The following is a 22,472-nucleotide window of genomic DNA, read 5'->3' on the forward strand; positions in this document are numbered from 1 at the left end:
TCAAATGCCTGACGGTGTTGTCCGCGCGACTCAGTGCATTACATCTTTTATCCCTGGATTGTCTTGTTTAGCCAAGTGCTGCTTTCGCTCAGGCCTACGCGCGCCGCTTTAACCCAGAAAGCAAAAAGCCCCGAGACCGTTTGGTTTCGAGGCTTTAGAAACTGCGATTTGGAGCGGGCGATGGGAATCGAACCCACAGCTCTAGCTTGGGAAGCTAGGGTATTACCACTATACGACGCCCGCAGCGGGTGCCTTTATACCGGAAGTCTTGGCCGAAATGAAGCCTGCAGCGCGGCTATCTGTGTTGACGCGCTGCAGGCTTGGGACGCGGCGCTGCTTCATACGGCGATCGCGTGGTGCTGGTCGTGCTGTGGACGGTAGCTGGAGCTGGTGCGTGCCGGGGCCTGCAGGAAGCCCAGCATCACGGCCTGGCTTTGCAGCCATGCGCGTTTGTGCTCCATGTCGAGAAAGTGCCCGGCGTTGTTGATGGTGGCGAACTGGCAGTCGCTCAGGTATTCGGCAAACAGGCGCACGTCATCCGGCGAGGTGTATTCGTCGTGCTCGCCGTTGATAAACAGCAGCGGGATGTCGATGGCCGCCAGGCATTCCATCTGGCAGTGGTTGTCCATGTGCACCACCTGGTTGATGTGCGCGTGCATCTGTAGGTATTCGTGGCTGTCGAGGCTGCTGATATGGCGCTGGTTGTAGCGCTTGAACAGCGAGGGCAGGTATTTGCCGATGGTGCTGTTGACCAGTTGGCCGACATTTTCGCCGTCGATGGCATGCAGGTAGGTCATGCCTTTTTCCAGGTAGTCGAGCATCGGTGCGTTGAGCAATGGCGATAAGGAGGTGATTACCGCCTTTTCGATACGCGCCGGGCGCTGCGCCAGGGCCAGCATCGCGGCGACGCCACCCCAGGAAAATGACAGCAGATAGTCGACCTGAAACGCCTCGATCAGCTCGAGCAGGATCGCGGCCTCATCTTCCTTGCTGATCGGCCGGCTATGGCTGTTGTGCGGTTTTGACTGGCCGGCGTAGGGCTGATCGTAAAGCACCACATTGAACTGCGGTCGCAGGTATTTGAGGGTTTGCGCAAAGGCGGCGGTGGTGGCCAGCGAGCCGTTGATCAGGATGATGGTCTTGCGTGCGCTAGGATTGGCGTAGAACTCCGTGTGTACCTTGAACGTTCTGTGAATATCGACGACAGCGATGGCTGGCTTCATGTGGTTTCCTCCTGGCGCAAAAATGGGCATGGCAAAACGGCAAGGCCGTTGAACCGGGCTAAGTAGGACAGTCAGGAAAGCGCCTGGACGTGACAGCAAGATGTCAGGCTGGAGGATTTTATAAGTTATTTATTTTCAATCAGTTAGGGCTGAAATAGAGCATCCGTCCACGGCCCTTTGGCAGGTGTGGAGCGGTGTCTTTGACCAGGCAGGAACCCGTTTCGCGCAGTGCGCAAGTAACCGATGGAACGCTTAGATGGCTTGCGTGACTTATTGGTCACGATAAGACCTTATGGTTCGATTTAAGCAGCCGCGTTCGGGCAGGCGCAAGTGAATATTGAAATACCGAACAACCGTTTGTCGGTTAGCTTGCTAAGTATGTGACTTGAGCACAGGTTGTCTTAGATGCCGGCAATTTCCGCTGCACTCAGGGCGCGGTATTGGCCTGGAGCCAGCTGTGGGTCGAGTTGGATGGCGCCCATGCTCAGGCGGTGCAGGCCGCTGACCTTGTTCTGGAAGTGGCCAAACATGCGCTTGACCTGATGGTAGCGGCCTTCATGCAGGGTCAGCAGGGCGCTGTGGCTGCTGAGAATGACCAGTTCGGCGGGCAGGGTGGTGAGGTCTTCATAGGCGAAGTACAGGCCACGGGCGAATACTTCGATGTACTCAGGGCTGATTGGTTGTTCGGTCTCGACGCGGTAGACCTTGCCCAGGCGGCTGCGCGGCTCGGTCAGGCGGCGTGACCATTGACCGTCGTTGGTGATCAGCAGCAGGCCGCTGGTATTCAGGTCCAGGCGGCCGGCTAGGTGCAGTTCGGCTTTGTCCGGCTCATCGAGCAAATCCAGCACGGTGCGGTGCTGTTCATGCGCGGTCGCGCTGACCACGCCGATGGGTTTGTGCAGCATAAAGTAGCGTGCGGCCTTGCCGGCCTGTAGCAGCTCGCTATCAAGCTCGATACGGCTGAACTGGCTGACTTCGCACAGGCCATCGCAGGCCACCGCACCGTCCACCCGCACACGGCTGCTGGCCAGTAGTTGGCGGGCGGCTTGGCGATTGAGTTGGGGTAGGTTGCTGAGAAAGCGGTCGAGGCGCATGGCTAGTCAGCAGACGGCTCAGGCAGGCCCTGGGCGCAGCGTGGGCACAGGCAGCTGCGGTTGCGCTGCTCGGGCGGCAGGCTGGCCAGCTGCTGGGCGTCGACGGTCACGCTAAAACACCAGCACGCGCAGACCGGTGCGTCTGCTCCAGCCTGAGCGCACTGGTTAAGCTGGCCGCAGCAAGGGCAGCGGCTGGTGTCTTCACTCATGCGGTTTCTTCGCTCAGGTTGTTATGGTCACTGTTCTCGGGGCATAGGCGCACCACCGCGCAGAGTCAGCAGCCTCATCAAGTGCCATTATCGGGCCGAGGTGATGAATACGGCATGCAACACGCGATGGATACATAGCCTGAATAATCGCCGCATTGTAGCCCTGGGTACCGGCTCGCGCTGCTGAAACATGGGGCGCTGGCCGGATGGCGGGTGATCCGTCAGCTTTCCTCGAGTACCACCACGCGCTGGCCGGCGCGTACCGGCGAGCCGGGTTGCACGCGTACCTCACGCACCAGGCCGTCACGCGGGGCGAGCAGGGGGATTTCCATCTTCATCGACTCCAGTATCACCAGCACATCGCCGGCCTTGACTCGATCGCCCTCATTCACCTGCACCTGCCAGAGGTTGCCGGCGATATGGCTTTCCACGCCATGTTGGCCATTACCCAGCGGTGCATCTTCGCCCAGATCGGCGGTGACTTCCTCGCTCTCATAGTGTGCCTGGCCCGATTCGATCCAGCGCTGGCGCTCGGCGTCGAAGGCGCCGCGTTGTTGGCTGCGGAAGGCAGCGATGCCCTCGGCTTCGCGGTCGAGAAAGGCCTGGTAATCGGCCAGGTGCAGTTCGCTGTGTTCGATACGCAGCTCATAGCGGCCCAGGGGGAAATCGCGGCGGATTCGCAGCAATTCCTCGGCAGATACCGGGTAGAAACGGATCTGGTCGAAGAAGCGCAGCAGCCAGGGCTTGCCATCGAAGGCTGCCACTTCGCGGTAGCGGTTCCACATCTGCAGGGTACGGCCAACGAACTGGTAGCCGCCGGGGCCTTCCATGCCGTACACGCACATATAGGCGCCGCCGATGCCCACCGAGTTCTCCGCGGTCCAGGTGCGTGCCGGATTGTATTTGGTGGTGACCAGGCGATGCCGCGGATCCAGCGGTGTGGCCACCGGCGCGCCGAGGTAGACATCGCCCAGGCCCATGACCAGATAACTGGCGTCGAACACCGTGCGGTACACCTCCTCCAGATTGGGCAGGTCATTGATGCGGCGGATAAATTCCAGGTTGCTCGGGCACCAGGGCGCATCCTTGCGCACCGTGGTCATATATTTGTCGATGGCCAACTGGCAGGCCGGGTCGTCCCAGGACAGCGGCAGATGGACGATGCGCGACGGCACCTTGAGGTCTTGCGCGGCGCACACTGCATCCCATTCGCCGACGATGATCGCCAGCAGATTGGCCAGCGACAGGGTCTCCGGTTGGTAATGCACCTGCAGCGAGCGGATGCCGGGCGTGAGGTCGATCACGCCGTTGAGTTGCTTGGCCTCCAGCGCCTGCATCAGTGCATGGCCACGAAAGCGCAGCACCAGGTCCAGCTCCGCCGCGCCGATTTCCAGCAACAGATGGGTATCGCCGGACAGGCGTGCCACCAGGCGTTTATCGGCTTGGCCGATATCGAGGACGATGGGCGAGGTGAGGTCGGCCACGGAGAGGCCCCCTCTCCCTTTGGGAGAGGGTTGGGGAGAGGGGCTTTGGGCTTGCGCATCAGCCCTCTCCCCCGGCCCCTCGGCTTTAGCGTCCTGCGTCGCCCTAGCTCCTGCATCCATGCAGTCGTCTCCCGCAAGCGGGAGAGGGGAGACCAGCGCGCACTCAAGGTTCTTGGCCAACTGCCGCGCCGTAGCGATATCCACCGGCGCAAAGCGCACCTTGTCGCCTGCTTTAAGCTGCCCCAGTTGCCACAGATCGGCTTCGATAATGGTCACCGGGCAGACAAAGCCGCCCAGGCTCGGGCCGTCCGGGCCGAGGATCACCGGCATATCGCCGGTAAAGTCCACCGCACCGATGGCATAGGGGTTGTCGTGGATATTGGAGGGATGCAAACCAGCCTCGCCACCACTGTCGCGCACCCATTCCGGCTTCGGCCCGATCAGGCGCACGCCGGTACGGCTGGAGTTAAAGTGCACTTCCCAGTCGGTGGCGAAAAACGTCTCGATATAGGCCGGGGTAAAGTATTCCGGCGCGCCATGGGGGCCGTAGATCACGCGGATTTCACGGACGGCGGGCAGGGCGCTGCATAGCTCGGCCGGCAGTTGTGCGTCGGCTTCCAGGTCGCTCAGTGCCGGGATATGCAGCACGTCGCCGGCACGCAGGGCGCGGCCGCCGTGGCCGCCGAACTGGCCGAGGGTAAAGGTGCTTTTGCTGCCGAGATAATCCGGCACCTGCACACCGCCGCGCAGGCACAGATAGCTGCGGGCGCCGGCGCCCTGGATGGTGCCGAGGGTGAGCGTGCTACCGGCCTTGATCAGCAGCGCGGTATTCAGAGGCTGCTCGACACCATCCACGCTTAGCGGAATAGGCGCGCCGGTGACCGCCACCACTGCATCGGTGTTAAAGCGCAGGGTCGGGCCGCTCATGGTGATTTCCAGGCCGGCAGCAACCGCCGCGTTGCCGAGCAGACGATTGCCCAGGCGCAGTGCGCGGCTGTCCATGGGCCCGGAAGGCGGTACACCAACGGCCCAGTAACCGAGGCGGCCGGGATAATCCTGCACGCTGGTCTGGGTACCGGCGCTTAGCACTTCGAAGGTGTTGGCCTGATAGGCCAGGTCTTCCAGGCAGCGGGTCCAGGGGTGGCCGCTGGCAAAGGGCGCGTCCGTAAGGATCTGGCGCAGATAGTCGCGGTTGCATTCCACGCCATATAGCACTGTGTCGGCCAGGGCCTGGCCTAGGGCGCTACTGGCGGCTTCGCGGCTATCGGCCCAGGTGATAAGTTTGGCAATCATCGGGTCGAAGTAGGGCGGGATCTCGCAACCGGCTTCGACCCAGGTGTCGATACGCAGGGCTTTGCCATCGGCCCTGGGGAAGTTCACAGCGGTGAGCAGGCCAGGGCTGGGCTGGAAATCCCGGCCCGGGTCTTCGGCATACAGCCGGGCCTGGATCGCATGGCCGCTGGGTTTCAGTGTTTTTGCCAGTTCGCTTAACGGCGGCAGATCGCCGGCCGCCAATTCGATCATCCAGCGCACCAGATCGACGCCCCACACCTGTTCGGTGACGCCGTGTTCGACCTGCAGGCGGGTGTTCACCTCCAGAAAGTAGAAGCGCGCCGCTTCGCTGTCGTAGACAAACTCCACGGTGCCGGCGCTGCGGTAATTGACCGCCTTGGCCAGCTGGATTGCTGCGGCACACAGCTCATCCGCCATACCAGCCGGCAGGTTGGGCGCCGGGGTCTCTTCCAGTACCTTCTGGTTACGCCGCTGCACCGAGCAGTCGCGTACACCGAGGGCCAGCACTTCGCCCTGGCCGTCACCAAACACCTGCACCTCCAAGTGACGGGCGCGCTGGATGTATTTCTCGATAAACACGCCGCTGTCGCTGAAGTTGTTCTGCCCCAGGCGTTTGACCGCCTCGAAGGCCTCGCTCAGCTCGGCGGCGCTGTGGCACACGCGCATGCCGATACCACCACCGCCGGCGGTGCTTTTTAGCATCACCGGGTAGCCGACTTGCTCGCCTGCGATCAATGCAGCGTCGAGGTTTTCCAACAGCTCGGTGCCTTCCAGCATCGGCACGCCCTGTTGCTTGGCCAGGGCGCGGGCGGTGTGTTTCAGGCCGAAAACCCGCAGCTGCTCGGGCGTGGGGCCGACAAAGGCGATGCCTGCGGCCTGGCAGGCTTCGGCGAAGGCGGCGTTCTCCGAGAGAAAGCCATAGCCGGGGTGGATCGCCTGGGCACCGCTGGCCTTGGCCACTTTGATAATCTTCTCGACCTGCAGGTAGGTGCCCGCAGCCGGGCCTTCGCCCAGGCTATGGGCTTCGTCGGCCTGCTGGATATGCAGGCTGGCGGCGTCGGCCTCGGAATACACGGCCACGCCTTTGACGTTGAGATGACGCAGGGTGCGCAGAATGCGGCAGGCAATGGCACCGCGGTTGGCGATAAGCAGTTTGCTGAACATTCGAGGTGTCCTCGAAGGGGCGGGCCGTCCCGCAGTATTAGGTCTGCACCCCGGTCGTCCGGGGTGGGAAATTCGTTTTCCGTAGGATGGGTTAGCCGCAGGCGTAACCCATCGACAGTCACAGGGGTGATGGGTATCGCTGCGCTCAACCCATCCTATGAGGCGTGCAGCTGCCTCAATCCCACACCAGCACCTCGGCCGGGGTCGGGTTGTAGCCGTTGCACGGGTTGTTCAGTTGCGGGCAGTTGGAGATCAGCACGATCACATCCATATGCGCTTTCAGCTCGACGTATTTGCCCGGCGCGGAGATGCCGTCTTCGAAGGTCAGGCCGCCTTCGGGGGTGACCGGTACGTTCATAAAGAAGTTGATATTGGCGCTGATATCGGCCTTGTTCAGGCGGCCGTCGTTGAGGCTCGCGCGCAAAAAGTTGTCGCGGCAGCTGTGCATATAGCGCTTGTCCAGGGCGTAGCGCACGGTGTTGCTCTCCTGGGCGCAGGCGCCACCCAGGGTGTCATGGCGGCCGCAGGTGTCGGCGACGATGCTCAGCATCGGCTGGCCCAGGTTGGAATACAGCACGCTGCCAGTGCTCAGGTACACGCGGTTCTGTTTGCGCAGGGTGCGCTGCGCGTCATAGCGCTCGCGTGGGTTCTGCGCGCTGTAGAACAGGGTGTCGACCGCCTGATTGCCTTCCAGATCAAGCAGGCGCAGGGTCTGGCCGGCTTTCACTTCGCAGAGAAAGGGTTCGCCGGCGCCGATGGTGGCGCGGTACACGGCGGCTTCCGGGTGTTTGTCGCTTGCGATAAGAGTCATATGCGCCGGCCTCAGATATACAGACGTTCGGTGTTGTGGAAGCCGCGCGCATTCTCTGGGCGCGAGGTGCGGCATAGCACGCTGATGCCGTCGCTTTCCACCTTGTGCCAGGACAGTTGCAGTGGCTTGGGCGCGTAGTCAGGGTTGGGGTCCATGGGGTGCTGCAGGGCGGTGAGCACCACCAGCGTGTCCATCGGCGCGTACAGCTCGATATGGTCGCCGGCCCTGGAATTATCCGGCTGGAAGTGGAAGCAGCCGTCGCTGTCGACCGTAACCTTGCTAAACAGGTTGAGCACCATCAGCAGATCGGCAAGGCCCAGGTTCCACTTGCCCATTTCCACCAGCAGGTTGTCCACGCCATTGCGAAAGAAGCCGTTGCGCAGCTGCTGATAGCTGCCCTGGCCGTATTTCTCGGCCACTTCCTCGGCGTTGAGCACGCCGCCAAAGCTGTCATGCCAGCCGCAGGTGTCAAAGGTGATGGCGGCCAGCACGCGGCCCATATCGGAGTACAGGCAGTGGCCAGCGGTGAGCTTGGCGGTGTGCTGGCACTTCAAGGTGTCGGGCAGATTCAGCCGTTCGCTTTTCTCGGCGGCATTGAGCAGCAGCAGGCTGGCATTGGCGCCGCCTTCAAGATCGGTGATGCGCAGCAGCTGGCCGCGCTTAAGGACGAAGGAGGTGTGGCCGCCACCGGGTATGAATTCCTCATAGAGGGTGGGGCGCAGGGTCAGTGCAGCAGTCATGGGCAGCTCCTTACAGGGCCGGTTGCAGCTTGTCGGCGATATGTGCCGGCAAGGCGTCGACGGCGGCGCGCTGGGCGCGGCGGTCGCTGTTCAAGGGAATGTCATAGGTGATGCGTGCACCGAAGGCGTTCGGCGCGTGGGGGTCGAGACGGGTCTTGTCGAACACCAGCAGGCGGGTGCCCAGGCTAAAGCCCTCGCTCAGGTCGTGGGTGACCATAAACACGGTGAGTTTGGTTTCGTTCCACAAGTCCAACAGCAGGCTGTGCATATCCTTGCGGATGCCGGGGTCGAGGGCGCCGAAGGGTTCGTCGAGCAGCAATACCCGCGGCTGCATGATCAGCGCCTGGGCAATCGCCAGACGTTGCTGCATGCCGCCGGACAGGGCGCTGGGGTACTTGTCCAGGGCATGGCCGAGGCCGACCTTGTGCAGAATCAGCGCCGCCTGCTCGCGGGCGTCACGCTTGGCGGCGCCGAACAGCCGGCCGAGCAGTTTCGAGCGCGGCAGCTCCAGGCCGATGGCGACGTTGTCCAGCACGGAGAGGTGCGGGAACACCGAGTAGCGCTGGAACACCACACCCCGGCTGCTATCGGGCTCGGCAGCCAGTGGCTGGCCGCCGAGCAGAATTTCGCCCCGACTGGCGCGCTCCTGACCGAGCAGCAGGCGCAGAAAGGTCGACTTGCCGCAGCCGGATGCACCGACCAGGGTGCAGAACTCGCCTTCGTTGATCGACAGATTCAAACGCTCAAGCACCACCTGATCGCCGTACTCCTGCCAGACGTTCTTCACCTCGATAAAGGCGCTCATGCCTTGGCCCCCTCGTACCAGGGGAAGCACAGGCGGATCGTCTGGCGCAGGCCCAGGTCCATCAGCCAGGCGAGCAGGGTGATCCACACCACGTAGGGCAGGATCACGTCCATGGCCATATAGCGGCGCACCAGAAAGATCCGGTAGCCCAGCCCGTCGGTCGACGCGATGGCTTCGGCGGCAATCAGAAACAGCCAGGCCGAGCCGAGCATCAGGCGCAGGGATATCAGCAGGCGCGGCAGCAGTTGCGGCAGCACCACGCGCAGAATCAGGGTCCAGGTGCTGGCGCCGAGGGTCTGCGCCTTGATCAGGATTTCCTGGGGGATTTCCCGAGCGCGTTGCTCCAGGTCGCGGGCGATGCAGGGGGTGATGCCGATGACAATCAGCATCACTTTGGACAGCTCGCCCAGGCCGAAGACGATAAACAGGATTGGCAATATCGCCAGTGGCGGCACCATCGACAGCACGGTGAGCAGCGGCGACAACGGCGCGCCGAACAGCGGGATGATGCCCGCCGCTATCCCTAAGCACAGCCCGGCGATGGCGGCGATGCCGATGCCCAGGCCTAAGCGTGACAGGCTGGCGGCGCTGTCCTGCCAGAACAGGTAGTTGCCGCTGCGTTTGTCCTCGGTAAAGGCCAGGCGATCAACCGCCGCTACCATCTGGCTGGCGCTGGGCAGCAGTTTGTCGTTGGGATTGTCTGCCAGGCGTTGCGCCGAGCCTGCGAAATAGGCGAACAGCAGCAGAGCGAAGGGCAGCAGGATCAGCAGCAGGCGACCGCTGCGATCCGGGTGGCGGTTGATCAGGCGCATAGAGTGTTCTCGTGTGGCTTGGGCCCACTCCCCCGAACCTTCTCCCGCAAGCGGGAGAAGGTAGGGGAGGCGTTACAGCGTGCCGTCAGCCGCCATCTGCATATAGCTGGGGTCGAAGCGCAGCTTGAGATTACCCGTGTCGCCGGTGGTCACGCCCTTGGCGAAGCTCATGCCGATGGCATTAGCACTTTGCGCGCCTTCACCGAGCAGGCCGTGGCCGAAGGAGAACTCGGCCACCTTGGTCATGGTGGCCGGCAGTTTCGGGCTGGTGGCGAAGGCCACGGCGTCCTTGGCCGAATAGAACATCTTGGTCGCCGCCAGTTGCGCTTCGTAGCCCGCCAGATCGGTGCCGGAGGCTTTGGCCATATGCTCGCGGGCGGCCTTGCCGGCTGGGGTGTCGGCGCTCATGGTGGCCATGATTTCGTACCAGGCGCCGGTCAGCGCCTTGCCGAAGGCCGGGTTGTCCTTGAGGGTGTCGCTGTTGACCACCATCAAGTCGATGATTTCACCGGGGATTTGGCTGGAGTCGAACACCTTGCTGACGTTCGGCGTGGCTTCGATCTCGGCCCGCAGCGGGTTCCAGGTGGTCACGGCAGTGACGTCATCGGTGGTGAAGGCGGCGACCAGATCGGCGTCGGAGGTATTCACCACTTTCAGGTCTTTCTCGCTGAGGCCGACTTTTTCCAGGCCGCGGGCCAGCAGGTAGTGGGAAACCGAGAGTTCGACCAGGTTGACGTTCTGGCCCTTGAGATCGCCCAGGGTCTTCTTCTCGCCCTTGAGCACGACGCCGTCGTTGCCGTTGGAGAAATCGCCGATGATCAGCGCGGTGGAGTCGATGCCGCCGGCTGCCGGGATGGTCAGGGCGTCCATATTGGTCATGGTGCAGCCATCGAACTGGCCGGCGCTGTACTGGTTGATCGACTCGACGTAATCGTTGATCTGCACCACATCGATATTGATGTCGTACTTTTTCGCCCACTTGTCGACAATGCCGGAGGCCTCGCCGTACTCCCAGGGCATCCAGCCGGCGTAGATGGTCCAGCAGACGCTGAAGTCGGATTTTGGCGCGGCGTGGCTATTGAGGCTGATGGCGGCGGCCAGGGCGGCGGCGAGTACTGAACACAGACGGGTCTTACGCATGGTGGAGCCTCCAGTTCGAGAAAGTACGGGCAGGAGTGCGCGGCGGTTTCCCCACGAGTGGGGCGCGTTCTCCCGGGCTTTTATCCCGCCGTGTAACCTCGAAGGAGGTCGCTAACTCTCGGACCAGTCACCCGCATTTATCTCAGCGCGGATCGGAACCCTAGTCGGCTATTGCAAATTGTGGTGCCGCGATCCCGCCAGGGCGGGTTGTTCCTGCACGCTTTAGCCTTTGCGAGCATCGTGCCAGTTGCCCTGAATCCCTCTGCAATGGGCTTGTGCATGGCGCGGCGCGATTTACCCCTCACAATGGTTGCATTGTTTTGGTGCGCGCCTGGCCAGCTACGCCGCAATAAGGGGCGAGTGCGAGGGGCCGCTTTGGCCTAAGGCTGGTTTGCTTGGCAGGTCCGGATACGCAGCGGTGTTGTATTTTTTTATGATTATTGAACAGGCGTGATCGGCTGGTGTCGAAGCCTATGACCACTCCGTATCATAGGAGCCTGGGTTGCCGCAGGCACCTGATGCCTTTGGGAAAATTGAGGAGTATCGCAATGCGTGTTCTAACTCTGATGGCTTTAGTGCTGTTGCTTGGTGGTTGTGCTTTCAGCGCGCCGGGTGTGCATGCGCGCATCGGTGAACCTGTCCGGGTGGATGTGGGTTATGGTGGTGGCAACGGTGGTCACTGTCCACCGGGTCTACGTATGCAGGGGCGTTGCTAATGAAAACTTATTTGAGCTTATTGCTGGTCGCTATTTTGGCCGTCAGCGTGCAGGGCTGTAGCCTGCGTCTTCCGGGTATCGGGATTGATATCGGTGACAGCGGTGGTGGTCCACCGCATTGTCCGCCAGGGCAGGCGAAGAAAGGTCGCTGCTGAGTCGTCTAGTCGATTTCAGCGGTTGCAGAAGGCCAGCATTTGCTGGCCTTTTATCCACTGGCGGTACGGAGGCCAGCATGCTGTTTAAGTCCATGATTATCGCGTTGTTGGGGTTGGCCCTGACCGGTTGTGCGGTATACGGCGGCAGTGGCTATGGTCATCGCGGTTATGAGCGTGGCCATTCGACTACTTATTACCAAGTACAACGTTACCCGGTGTACGTGGTACCGCAACCCAGATACTACGAAGCCTACCGTTATGACGGACGACGCTACGATGGCCATCGTCACCCACCGCGTTATTACGTGCCGGCCCCGCAGTCGCGTCATTACCAAGAGCGTAAGCGTGATGATTACCGGATGATGCAACCCCGCGCTGGCTGGGATGGTCACCGTGATCGCGATTACTCCCGCAGCCATCAACAGCCGCGCCAGCAACGCCATGACGCGCAGCGTGGCGGCGAACGCCGTGGTGATTATCGACGCGATGATCGGCGCGACGAGCTTAAGGGTTGGGAGCGGCAGCGCAACTAAGAACCTATTGGCGATCCGCTGCGTTCAACACAGGCGCGCGAAGCCACTTGTGGCTAACGCGCTTTAGCGCGCCCGAAGGGCGAGTGACACGAGTAATGCTCAGGTACAGCTCGTACACCTCGCTTGATTCGCTGTGCTCACCCTGCGGGCCAGCTGTTGGCCGTTACTCCGCTGCGCTCTAGCTTGCGCACTGGTAAACAGGTTCTAGCCGATTTTTTTAGTCACACGGCGAGTCCGGCGTGCCCTCAAGCTGATGGCCGAAGAGTCGATCTTCGGCCAGTATCTCTTCCCGTATAGCCTGCGCCGCCGGGGACAGGCTGTGCCCGGCGCGGCTGATCAGGGCGTAAGCCGATTGCTCGGTCAACGTACCTGCTTCCAGCGGCAAACGCGCCAAACGGCCGGCCTGGATATCCTCGGCCACCACATCCCAGGGGGCCATGCTCAGCACGTCGCTATCGGCCACCAGGGCCTTGAGCACCATCAAGTTGTCGCATTGAATGCTCAGCGGCTGTTCGCGGCCGCTGAGTGCGCGCAGGTTTTGCTCAACCGCCTGCGGTAGCTGGGTGCCGGCAATGGGGTAATCGAGCAGATCAAGCATACGCAGCGCCGGTTGCCTGAGCAGCGGATGCCCGGGGCGGCAGAACAGCACACCATTGTGGCGTTGCAGCGGTTCGATGCGCAGCAGCGGGTCGCCGAGCAGCTCGCGGCTGTCGGCGACAAACAGCTCTAGGGCGTCATCCAGCAGGCTGCCGCGCAGTTCCAGCCAGTTGCCAATCTGCAGGTTGACCCGCACCCGTGGATAACGTTGCGCCATGCGTCCCACTGCCCGTGGCACCAGGCGCGCGGCCGGGTAGGGGCCGGTGCCCAGGCGCAGTTCACCGGTTTGCAGATTGCCCAACTGGCTGACGGCATTTTTCAGCGCGCGGCTGCCGGCCAGCAGACGTTGCGCATGCTCCAGTACCAGCTGGCCGTGGGCGGTCAGGCTGATGCCGCGGCTGTGCCGGTCGACCAGGTTGCAGCCGAGGCTGGACTCCAGCGCCTGAATGCTGCGGCTTAGTGCCGGTTGGCTAAGGTGTACGGCTTCGGCGGCACGGGCGAAATGGCCGTGTTCGGCGAGGGCGACGAAATGGCGGAGCTGACGAAGATCGTTCATGCGCTGATTGCATCATTTGTTGATTTGGAATGCATTGGAATTATTGGTGATGCTTGGCCACTCTTCCAGCACTGCCACTAACAATGAGCGATTCGTATGTTTTTACCGACTCGAACTGCCACCGTGCTGCTGAGCCTGGCATTACCTATGGCCGGCCAGGCCGCGCTGTCCGAAGAAGAGATTCGCCCGTCGATCAACCCGGAGCTGGCTGAGCACACCCAGCACTTCGCGCAGAAGGTCTACCCGGTGGCCGGCAACGTCTATTCCGCCGTCGGCTGGCAGCTGGGCAACGTGGCGATGATCGAGGCGCCGCAAGGGCTGATCATCATCGACACCGGCGAGGCGGTCAGCGAGTCGCGCAAGATCATGGCCGAGTTCCGCAAGATCAGCGACAAGCCGGTCAAGGCCGTGGTCTATACCCACTTCCACCCTGACCATATCAACGGCGTAAAGGCCTTCGTCACTGAGGAGCAGGTGCGCAGCGGCGAGGTGCAGATCATCGCCCATGACACCCTGCTGGCCAATGTGGTGGCCCAGGGTGCGCTGGTCGGGCCGATTCTCTCGGTGCGCTCCGGCTACAGCTTCGGCGCCGGCCTGCCGGCCAGTGACCATGAGCAGATGAACGCCGGGATCGGCCCGCTGGCCAAGGTTGAGGCCTCGACCTTTATCGCCCCGACCCTGACCTTCAAGGACAAGCTCGACACCCGTATCGCCGGCCTGGACCTGCAGTTCCTGCATGTGCCCAGCGAGGCGCCGGACGAGATCATCGTCTACCTGCCGGACAACCGCGTGCTGATCAGTGCCGAGGTGGAGCAGGGGCCGACCCTGCCGAATATCCACACCCTGCGTGGCACCAAGTTCCGTGACCCGGTGGTGTGGGTTGAAAGCCTGGACAAGCTGCGCGCCTATAAGGCCGAACATATGGTGCCGCTGCACGGTCGTCCGGTCAGCGGTCAGGCGCAGGTCGAGGAAGTGCTGCGCATGACCCGCGACGGCATCGCCTATATCCATGACCAGACCGTGCGCTGGATGAACAAGGGCCTGACCCCGGACGAGCTGGTCGAGAAGGTCAAACTGCCGCCGCACCTGGCCGGCTACACGCCCTACCTGCGCGAGTACTACGGCACGGTGAAACACAGCGTGCGGCAGATTTACAACGGCTATCTGGGCTGGTTCCAGGGTGACCCGGTGGCGCTCGATCCGCTGCCGCCGAAAGACAAGGCAGAGCGCTTGATCGCCTTGATGGGTGGCCGTGACAAGCTGCTGCTGGCCGCCGGTGACGCCTACCTCAAAGGCGATTACCAATGGGCCGCCGAGCTGGCCAGCTACGCCATTCAGGTGGACAACGAGGACCAACTGGCGCGCGAGATCAAGGCGCGCAGTTTTCGCAAACTGGGTTACGCCAGCATGAACATCAACTGGCGCAACTGGTACCTGATGAGCGCCATGGAACTGGAAGGCAAGCTGGCCGGTGATGAGGTGCAGCAGATGGCGCTGAGCATGCGCAGCGCCTTTCTCTCGGCCGATATGCTGAAGACTTTCCCCGCGCGGATCTTTCTGCAGAACTGGATTACCCGGGTCGACCCGGACCAGGCCAATGATGTGCAGCTGACCCTGGGCTTCAGCTTCCCCGATATCAACGAGCAGTGGGCGCTGGAAGTGCGCCGCGGCGTGGTGCAGTTGCACCAGGGCATTCCCGCGGGCACCACGCTCAAGCTGACCCTCGACAAGAGCTACCTGGACACCGTGATGAGCGGCGAGAACGGCCTGCTCAAGGGTGCACTGCTGGGCGATGTCAAAGTCGACGGCAGCCTGCTGGAGATCAAGACCTTCCTCGGCTGCTTCGATTTCAGCGAAGCACCGATTGCCCTCACGCTGCGTTGAGTGTTGCTGAGTCACTTGACCCGACCAAAGTGCGGAGGTACTTGGGGCGCTATCAGGGCAGACTGCTCAGGTTTTTCAACTGGCTGACTTAGCTGATTAAGGAGTGCTGTATGCCTGTTCTGATATTTGCCAAAGGTGCGCTGGCTGCGTTCTGGCTGCTGGCGCTGCTCAACCTGCTCTACCCCATGGGCGAGGGCTGGCACCTGGCGGTCAACCTGATTGCCGGCGGCCTGCTGCTGGCGCATCTCGGCGAGCTGCTGTTGTTCAAAGCCCGTCTGGTCGGCCAGCCGCAGCCCTGGTTGCAACGGGTGCAGGTGCTGTTGTTTGGCTTTGTGCATCTGCAAGGCTTGCCCCGCGCCTAAAGCTTCGTCCCTGCTTATCGAGCAACGGTCGTGTGTCCGTGCGACCGTTATCGCCAATGCCCCTCTTCCCCGCGACGAATTCTCCCCGCAGCCGCTGTGGACATTGTGTTTTGTGCCCATGCCCCGCACCATGACGGCCGTCGTGCCGCCGCCAGTTTTCCAGTGCCGAACCTGACTCTGCCGAGCGCCTGCAGCGACCTGCATTATTGAACCGTAATCGAGCCCGGATTTTTCTGCGATGGGCTCGGCAGGAGTGGTTGATGTCGTTGTTCAAGCAGTTGTTTATCGCCATCTGCGTGCTGATGTTGGTGAATTTCACCGGCAGTTTTCTGGTCAGTGTCGAGAGCTCGCGCGAGCAACAGGTCAACCAGCTCCGCGCGCATGCCCAGGATGCCGCCACGGCGCTGGGCTTGTCGCTCAGCCCGCATGTCAACGACACCGCGATGATCGAGCTAATGGTCAGCTCGATTTTCGACAGCGGCTATTTTGCGAGCATCCGCGTGACCGATCCTGCGACCGGCGAGTTGCTGGTAGAGCGCAGCGGCGTGCCGGTCAGCGGCGAGGCGCCGCAGTGGTTCGCTCAACTGGTCGATCTGGAAGCCGCGCAGGGCGATGCCATCGTCAGTGACGGCTGGCGGCAAGCCGCCCAGGTGCAGGTGATCAGTCATCCGCTGTTTGCCGTTAGCAAGCTCTGGCAGAGCACCCTGGGCAATCTACTGTGGCTGACTCTCAGTGGCGTGCTGTGTATTGCCCTGGGTGTATTGCTGCTCAAGCGTCAGTTGCGCCCGCTGGACTATATGGTTGCGCAGTCCAATGCGATTGCTCGCCGAGAGTTCCTCAGCTTGCCGGAACTGCCGAAAACCCCCGAGTTTCGCCGGGTGGTCAACGCCATGAACCAGATGGTCGGCAAGCTCAAAGCATTGTTTGCCGAGGAAGCCGCGCGCAGTGAAATGCTGCGCGCCGAAGCCTATCAGGACAGCCTGACCGGGTTGGCCAACCGGCGCTATTTCGATTTGCAGCTGCATGCGCGGCTCAATGTTGAGGAGCAGGCCTGCAGCGGCTATCTGCTGTTGCTGCGGGTTAATGACCTAAGCGGCCTTAACCAGCGCTTGGGCGGTCAGCGTACCGATCAACTGCTGATCAGTATCGCCGAACAGCTACAGCAGCTCAGCCAGGGCCGCTTTGTCCTGGCGCGTAATCGCGGCGGTGAGTTCGCCTTGCTGGCGCCGGGTCTTGAGCGCAGCGAAGCACTGCAACTGGCCGAGCAGCTTGAGCAGACAATGCACAGCCTGCAGCAGACCGGTGCCAGTGACTGCCTGCCGGTAGCGCATATTGGCTTGACCAGCTTTGCTCCCGGCGCAGCGGAGGACGAGCTGTACCGCGCACTGGATGCCGCCTTGACGCTGGCCGCCAGTCAGGCGCAGCCGAGCTGGGCGTTCAATGAGTTGGCCGAGCAGGCGCCGGCTGCCGATGAAGGGCAGAGCTGGTATCACCTGCTGGATACGGCGCTGGAGCAGGGGCGTATTCAGTTGTTCTTTCAACCGGTGGTGGCTGCCGACGAGCCCACGCGCGTGCTGCATAACAAGGTGCTGGCGCGGGTGATCGATGAGCGGGGCGAGGTGATTCCCGCCGGGCGTTTTCTGCCCTGGGTGGAACGTTTCGGTTGGGCGGCGCGTCTGGATCGGGTCATGCTCGGCCTGGTGCTCAAGCAGCTGCAAGGGCATCAGGCAGCCGTGGCACTGAGCCTGTCCGGCAGTAGCATCCGCGACCCACAGACCCTGGCGGGGTTGTATGCCCAGCTGCAGCAATACCGGCAGCTGGGGCCACGCCTGACCCTGGAGCTGGATGAAGATCAATTACCCGATCAGGCTACGCTGGAAAGCCTGACCCAAAGGCTGCACAGCCTGGGTTTTGGCCTTGGCTTGCAGCACTTTGGTGGACGCTTCAGCATGATCGGCAACCTGGCCAAACTTGGCCTCGATTACCTCAAGGTCGATGGCAGCTATATCCGCGATATCGATCAGGAAAACGACAAACGCCTATTTATCGAAGCCATGCAGCGTGCAGCCAACAGCATCGACCTGCCGTTGATTGCCGAACGCGTGGAAAGCCAAGGAGAGTGGCAAGTGCTGCGCGCCATGGGTATCAATGGTGTGCAGGGGCGTTTATTTGGTGCGCCTGGGGCTTGGCTGTAAAGCTGCGCGCAATAACCCAGCAGGTTGCTGCAGGGCTTATTCAGTGTTGTCAGGCGCTGGTCAGATCAGTCCTGACTCATCGTCATTGATCAACCGATGCAAACCACCCAGAGCGTCCCGCGCCTTGCTACGGCCGACCAGCTTGCCCTGCGCCGCTTCCGGCAAGTCGGTGATACGCACCACGCCCTTACGAATCAGCACCGTGATCAAGTCTTCCAGTACCCGGATCATATCCAGGTCACTCTGCTTGAGCTGTAGCAGGCTGCTCTCGGCCGACTGATTGGCGTACCAGGCCTGAGCCTCCTGGCTGTCCGCCGCCAACTCGTCATCCATGCCCTCGAAAGGCGCAGCTTCGACCCGTTGCAGGTTGCCCCACTCATCACGCTTCACATACAACATCGACCGCTCCTTGCCTTGCTGGCGACCCTAATAAAACAACCCCGCTACCTTATGGTAGCGGGGTTGCGGTTATCAGCTATGGTCGACTTTGATGATCGGGTCTGCACCGGCGATCAGTGAGCTTATGCTACTGCTGGAGAGATTGACGCCAGTGAGCTCGATGCTGGTGTCGGTATTGGCCGCTGCCCCGCCTGCTGCGTTCAGTTGGCCAGTAGAACTGATCAGCAAGGTCGAGGTGCCGCTGGCATTGGTAACCACTTGTAGGTAGTTGTCGATGGTGGCGTCGGTCTCGCCCTGTAGCAAGTCGCGTAGATCGATACGGTCACCTTCGCTGGCATTGAAGTCGGTAATCACATCGTTACCTGTGTGGCCTGCTTGCCAGACGAAACTATCAGCGCCGGTTCCGCCAGTGAGAGTATCGTTGCCGGCGCCGCCGAGCAGGATGTCATTGCCCGCGTCGCCCAGCAGGGTGTCGTTACCGTTGCCGCCTTCCAGGCGATCAATGCCAGCGCCACCGCTGATGTAATCGTTACCGGCGCTGCCGGCGAGCGTTGAATCACCCGAGCCGCCGATAATGGTTTTAGAGGTGCTGGCACCGTCACTGATCTCAAGGGTCAGGGTCGGTGCAAAACCGCTGGGGAGCTGATTGACGGTAGTCAGGTAAACCTTGTCGGTACCGGACGTGGTAGTGGGTGAGCTCAACAGCGAGGTGTAGGGGGTCAGGTCGAATACGCCCTGAGCATTGGGGGTGATCTCCGTATAGCTGCCATTGCTGTGCACCACGGTGAGGCCTGTGCCGCTAGGTAGGTCGCTCAGGCTAAGGCTGGTGATGGATTCAGGTGTACCCACGGTGTCTTGCACAACCGCATACATGTCTACCGGGTAGGTATAGCTGGTGACCCCAGTAGGGTTGGGGTCCAGGGCAACGTATTCGATTTGGAAGCCGTTGTTGGCTTTAGGGCTGCTGGTACTGAACGCGTTGGCGGCACCCAGACCGATAGACAGGCTGCTCATGTCGGCATTAGTGATTGAATAGCTCACATTAGCCGAGCTGTTGCCGCCCTGGTTAAACAGGCCGCCGTCTAGTGTGGCATTTAGCGTGGCTTTGGTAATGGTGCCGGTGATACCGCTGAGGTCCACGTTCCAGGTGCCGCCGGCATAGTCCGCGGCAAAACGGGTCACGGTGCTGGTGACGCCAGCGTTGAGCACTTCAAGTTGCACTTCCACCATAAGGTTGGCGGAGGAAACAATTGCAGTGGATGAAGTTTCGATTTTGCCACTGAGCGTACTTAGCCCGGCCAGATCAGCAGTTTCCAGGCTGCTGGTGATCTTGACCACATCATCGGAAGAGTTCTTCAGCTTCAGCGCCATATATTGCATGCCGGTCGGGAAAGTGAAGTCAATGGTTTCGTTGCCTTCGATGCGCTGGGCCTCTGTAGTGTTGCCATTGCCATCGTCTGGACCCTTGACCCCCAGATTATTGCCGTTAGACCAATTGAAGGTGCCACTGCCCCCAGTGGATATAGTGATGCCACTTGGGAACGTGTAGGTGGTAAGGCCTGTGAGTCCGCCACTGCCGGTGCTGAGGTCAATTGTGTTGGAGGTTGGATTTCCTATTACCAGAGAAACATCGCTGGCTGGAATTGCATCGGCAATAGGATTGATTGTGATAGTCACGGTATCGCTATCCGTGAGGACGTTACCCGTACCGGTATTGCCGCCATCGTTACTGGTCATGGTCAACACGACCGTGCCGCTGGCATCCTTAACCGGCACGTAAGTCGGTTGGCTGCTTGCAGAGGCAAGATAGGCGTTAATAGCCGTTAGGGTGCCGCTCAGCACCAGGCTGCCGGTGCCAGAGCCAGTGACCGTCACCCCTGCCGCTGCAACGGCCGCGAGAGTACCGCTCGCCACCGCTAGCGTGACCGACATGATCCCGCTGGCAGCATCCACATCGCTCACCGACAGGCCGCTCAGCTTGAGGGCGGTGTCTTCGTTGGTGGTGTAGCTAGCCGGCAAGCGATTAACCGGTGCATCGTTGACTGAGGTGATGTCCAGGGTTGCAGTGCCCGCCACCGATTTGGGGTCGGCCACACCGTTGGTGGTGCCGTTGTCGGTGATGGTGTAGCTGAAGCTAACGGCCGAATCATCGTTCAGGGCCGGGGTATAGCTCCAGGTGCCATTCCCGTTGTTGACCAGGGAACCATTGCCGGCACTGATGCTGAGGTTGCTGACGCTGAGGGAGCTGTTCTCCACATCGGCGGCATTACCCAACAACTGAGAGGTAGTGATGACGCGGGCACCGCTGTCTTCGGCGATGGCCGCGAGGGTCACCGTACTGGTGGTTGGCGCATCGTTGACTGGGGTGATGTCCAGGGTTGCAGTGCCCGCCACCGATTTGGGGTCGGCCACACCGTTGGTGGTGCCGTTGTCGGTGATGGTGTAGCTGAAGCTGACGGCCGAATCATCGTTCAGGGCAGGGGTGTAGCTCCAGGTGCCATTCCCGTTATTGACCAGGGAACCATTGCCGGCACTGATGGCAAGGTTGCTGACGCTGAGGGAGTTGTTCTCCACATCGCCTGCATTACCCAACAACTGAGAGGTAGTGATGACGCGGGCACCGCTGTCTTCGGCGATGGCCGCGAGGGTCACAGTGCTGGTGGTCGGCGCGTCGTTCACCGGGGCGACTTGGATAGAGACGCTTGCCGCGCTTTGATCCGCGTTGCCGGCCACATCGGTGGCGAGGTACTGGAATCCGGTATCGCCATTCCAGTTGGCGCTTGGAGTGAAGGTCAGGGTGGCCTGGTTGGCGATTGCCGGAATGGTCTGCCCGATCAGCACTGCCTGGCCATTGTGAGTCAGTATGCCATTGGCCGGCAGGCTGGTGATGGTGAAGTTGGCAATGCTGCTCGAGGCATCGGTAGCGCTGAGGGTGATAAGAACCGAAGTGTCTTCATCGGTAACGACAGCTAGCGCATCGGTCTGCGGCGCATCGGTATCGCCGATGCTGATGGTGCTGGAGGTCGACTCGGTGTCAGCACCGTCCTGAGCTGTGGCAGTGACAGTGACGCTCAGACTGCCCACCGGGTTGCCGGGCACGGTCATTTCCAGGCCGGTGATGGTAACGGCCTTGGTGGTAGGGTGAACCTCTACCGAATAGCTCCCGGAGCTGGCCAGCGGCAAAGTCCAAGTGCCATTACTGTTATGGGTGCCGACTGACAGGCTGGCACCCACAGGAACGCTCACCGTAATGCTGGCGATGGACTCGGAGTAGTCGATATCCGTCGGCGTGGCGGTGATGGTTAGGGGGTAGCTGGTGCTGGCGACAAACTCGATCGAGTTGATCAGGTAGTCATCATTGGTGCTGGCGTTATCCGTCGGAACGCTGAATTCGACGCGGCTGATGGCGACACCGCTGCTGCTGGTCAGGGTGATGGCGGGGTCGACGCTATCGGTGAAACCGGCCACCGTACCAGAGCCGATCTGGTTACCTTCTCCGTCGAACAGGGTATAGGTCGCGCGCTCACCGCTATGCAGCCAGGCGAAGCGAACGTCCACGCTCGCTACAGGGGCATCGAAGTCCACCCGGATACGTTCCGACTGGCCATTACGCTCACCAATCTCGCTGTTTGCGCCGGAGGCCGCACCGACGGCGCCGAAGCCGTTAGGGCTGCCGTTGATAGAGATCACGCCGGCAGAACCGTCGAGATTAATGGCGCTGACAGTGAAGCCCTGCCCGGAGGAGGCTGCATTGGCCGTAGTGATGGCGGTCGTGGTGACACTGCCCGCTCCCAACTCGATTGTCACGATAGGGGCATCGGCAACCGGGGAGACATTGAAGTCGAGCGTATTGGGAGTGGCCGAGAACTGACCTGCCTGATCGCTGACTGAGAAGGTCAGGCTGGTGTAGCTATCGCCGCTGGCATCTGGTGCCGGGCGGAAAGTCAGATTGTCCAGGTTGGCCACATTAATGATCTGGCCTGCGCTGACCGCAACACCACTCAGCTGCAACGCACCTGCAGCCAGCAGGCTGTCAATACGCACTGCCTGCAGGCTATCGCCAAGGTCTGCGTCGGTGAAGCCGAAGTCATCGGCACTGAATTGGTGGAGGCTATCTTCGTTGAGGGTGATCGTGCCGTCGGTGCCGGTGGGGGCGGTGTTGGTAATAAGCTCGGCGTCATCGCTGGCAGTGGCGCTGTTGCCGGCGGCGTCGGTGACGCTGGCGGTGACGACCAGGTTGCCATCGGCCAGACCGCTGAGGTCGGCGGTGGTGGTGTAGCTGCCATCAGTGCCGGTCACG

Annotated in this window: 18 protein-coding genes, 1 tRNA gene and 1 riboswitch; of the genes, 6 read left to right on the forward strand and 13 right to left on the reverse strand. The window is 61.5% G+C overall.

Annotated features, from left to right (window positions below; genetic code table 11):
* Positions 1-169 precede the first annotated feature (169 nt).
* The 10 genes from WA145_RS05910 to WA145_RS05955 all read right to left on the reverse strand — a co-directional run bounded on the left by WA145_RS05910 (position 170) and on the right by WA145_RS05955 (position 10,775).
* Positions 170-243: transfer RNA gene (locus WA145_RS05910), tRNA-Gly, on the reverse strand.
* Positions 244-338: 95 nt separating this feature from the next.
* Entirely contained in the window at positions 339-1,223 is an 885-nt protein-coding gene (locus tag WA145_RS05915; RefSeq protein WP_422580677.1) for an alpha/beta fold hydrolase, read from the reverse strand.
* A 401-nt stretch (positions 1,224-1,624) separates the two neighbouring features.
* Positions 1,625-2,317 carry a pseudouridine synthase gene (locus WA145_RS05920; protein WP_422580678.1) on the reverse strand — a complete coding sequence of 231 codons (693 nt, stop codon included), beginning with the start codon at positions 2,315-2,317 and terminating at the stop codon, positions 1,625-1,627.
* 2 nt (positions 2,318-2,319) lie between these two features.
* Positions 2,320-2,526, reverse strand: a complete 207-nt coding sequence (locus WA145_RS05925; protein WP_422580679.1) for a cysteine-rich CWC family protein — start codon at positions 2,524-2,526, stop codon at positions 2,320-2,322.
* A gap of 221 nt (positions 2,527-2,747) precedes the next feature.
* Positions 2,748-6,467, reverse strand: coding sequence for an urea carboxylase (uca, locus tag WA145_RS05930; protein ID WP_422580680.1), 3,720 nt, complete (start codon positions 6,465-6,467; stop codon positions 2,748-2,750).
* 175 nt (positions 6,468-6,642) lie between these two features.
* Positions 6,643-7,278 carry an urea amidolyase associated protein UAAP2 gene (locus WA145_RS05935; protein WP_422580681.1) on the reverse strand — a complete coding sequence of 212 codons (636 nt, stop codon included), beginning with the start codon at positions 7,276-7,278 and terminating at the stop codon, positions 6,643-6,645.
* Between the two features lie 11 nt (positions 7,279-7,289).
* Entirely contained in the window at positions 7,290-8,018 is a 729-nt protein-coding gene (locus tag WA145_RS05940) for an urea amidolyase associated protein UAAP1 (protein WP_422580682.1), read from the reverse strand.
* A 10-nt stretch (positions 8,019-8,028) separates the two neighbouring features.
* Positions 8,029-8,823: an ABC transporter ATP-binding protein gene (locus tag WA145_RS05945; RefSeq protein WP_422580683.1), complete on the reverse strand. Its 795-nt coding sequence runs from the start codon at positions 8,821-8,823 to the stop codon at positions 8,029-8,031.
* Positions 8,820-9,635, reverse strand: coding sequence for an ABC transporter permease (locus tag WA145_RS05950; RefSeq protein WP_422580684.1), 816 nt, complete (start codon positions 9,633-9,635; stop codon positions 8,820-8,822). Before WA145_RS05950 ends, WA145_RS05945 begins: the two co-directional genes overlap by 4 nt.
* A gap of 72 nt (positions 9,636-9,707) precedes the next feature.
* The gene (locus WA145_RS05955; protein ID WP_422580685.1) at positions 9,708-10,775 is read right to left on the reverse strand and encodes a putative urea ABC transporter substrate-binding protein; all 1,068 of its coding nucleotides are present in this window, start codon (positions 10,773-10,775) and stop codon (positions 9,708-9,710) included.
* Between the two features lie 67 nt (positions 10,776-10,842).
* Positions 10,843-10,950, reverse strand: a riboswitch (guanidine-I (ykkC/yxkD leader).
* Positions 10,951-11,323: 373 nt separating this feature from the next.
* Between WA145_RS05955 and WA145_RS05960 the strand changes: the two genes are divergently transcribed.
* The 3 genes from WA145_RS05960 to WA145_RS05970 all read left to right on the forward strand — a co-directional run bounded on the left by WA145_RS05960 (position 11,324) and on the right by WA145_RS05970 (position 12,179).
* The gene (locus WA145_RS05960) at positions 11,324-11,491 is read left to right on the forward strand and encodes a hypothetical protein (RefSeq protein ID WP_422580686.1); all 168 of its coding nucleotides are present in this window, start codon (positions 11,324-11,326) and stop codon (positions 11,489-11,491) included.
* Positions 11,491-11,646: a hypothetical protein gene (locus tag WA145_RS05965; RefSeq protein WP_422580687.1), complete on the forward strand. Its 156-nt coding sequence runs from the start codon at positions 11,491-11,493 to the stop codon at positions 11,644-11,646. The genes WA145_RS05960 and WA145_RS05965 overlap by 1 nt, the downstream gene beginning before the upstream one ends.
* A gap of 77 nt (positions 11,647-11,723) precedes the next feature.
* Positions 11,724-12,179, forward strand: a complete 456-nt coding sequence (locus WA145_RS05970) for a hypothetical protein (protein ID WP_422580688.1) — start codon at positions 11,724-11,726, stop codon at positions 12,177-12,179.
* Between the two features lie 217 nt (positions 12,180-12,396).
* On the opposite strand, the gene WA145_RS05975 is transcribed toward WA145_RS05970, so the two are convergent.
* A complete protein-coding gene (locus WA145_RS05975) occupies positions 12,397-13,332 on the reverse strand; it encodes a LysR family transcriptional regulator (protein WP_422580689.1) in 936 nt (311 codons plus the stop codon).
* Positions 13,333-13,428: 96 nt separating this feature from the next.
* Between WA145_RS05975 and WA145_RS05980 the strand changes: the two genes are divergently transcribed.
* The 3 genes from WA145_RS05980 (at position 13,429) to lapD (ending at position 17,773) form a co-directional block, all read left to right on the forward strand.
* Positions 13,429-15,216: an alkyl/aryl-sulfatase gene (locus WA145_RS05980; protein WP_422580690.1), complete on the forward strand. Its 1,788-nt coding sequence runs from the start codon at positions 13,429-13,431 to the stop codon at positions 15,214-15,216.
* 110 nt (positions 15,217-15,326) lie between these two features.
* Positions 15,327-15,578, forward strand: a complete 252-nt coding sequence (locus WA145_RS05985; RefSeq protein ID WP_422580691.1) for a DUF1145 domain-containing protein — start codon at positions 15,327-15,329, stop codon at positions 15,576-15,578.
* A 260-nt stretch (positions 15,579-15,838) separates the two neighbouring features.
* The gene (lapD, locus tag WA145_RS05990; RefSeq protein WP_422580692.1) at positions 15,839-17,773 is read left to right on the forward strand and encodes a cyclic di-GMP receptor LapD; all 1,935 of its coding nucleotides are present in this window, start codon (positions 15,839-15,841) and stop codon (positions 17,771-17,773) included.
* Between the two features lie 60 nt (positions 17,774-17,833).
* Here the strand turns inward: lapD and WA145_RS05995 are convergent, their stop codons facing one another.
* Together WA145_RS05995 and WA145_RS06000 are read right to left on the reverse strand one after the other, a co-directional pair.
* Positions 17,834-18,172, reverse strand: coding sequence for a tryptophan synthase subunit beta (locus tag WA145_RS05995; protein WP_422580693.1), 339 nt, complete (start codon positions 18,170-18,172; stop codon positions 17,834-17,836).
* Positions 18,173-18,244: 72 nt separating this feature from the next.
* A partial coding sequence (locus WA145_RS06000) for a beta strand repeat-containing protein (RefSeq protein ID WP_422580694.1) occupies positions 18,245-22,472 on the reverse strand: 4,228 nt, incomplete at its 5' end.

Source organism: Pseudomonas sp., assembly GCF_049301935.1.
Classification (GTDB): domain Bacteria; phylum Pseudomonadota; class Gammaproteobacteria; order Pseudomonadales; family Pseudomonadaceae; genus Aquipseudomonas.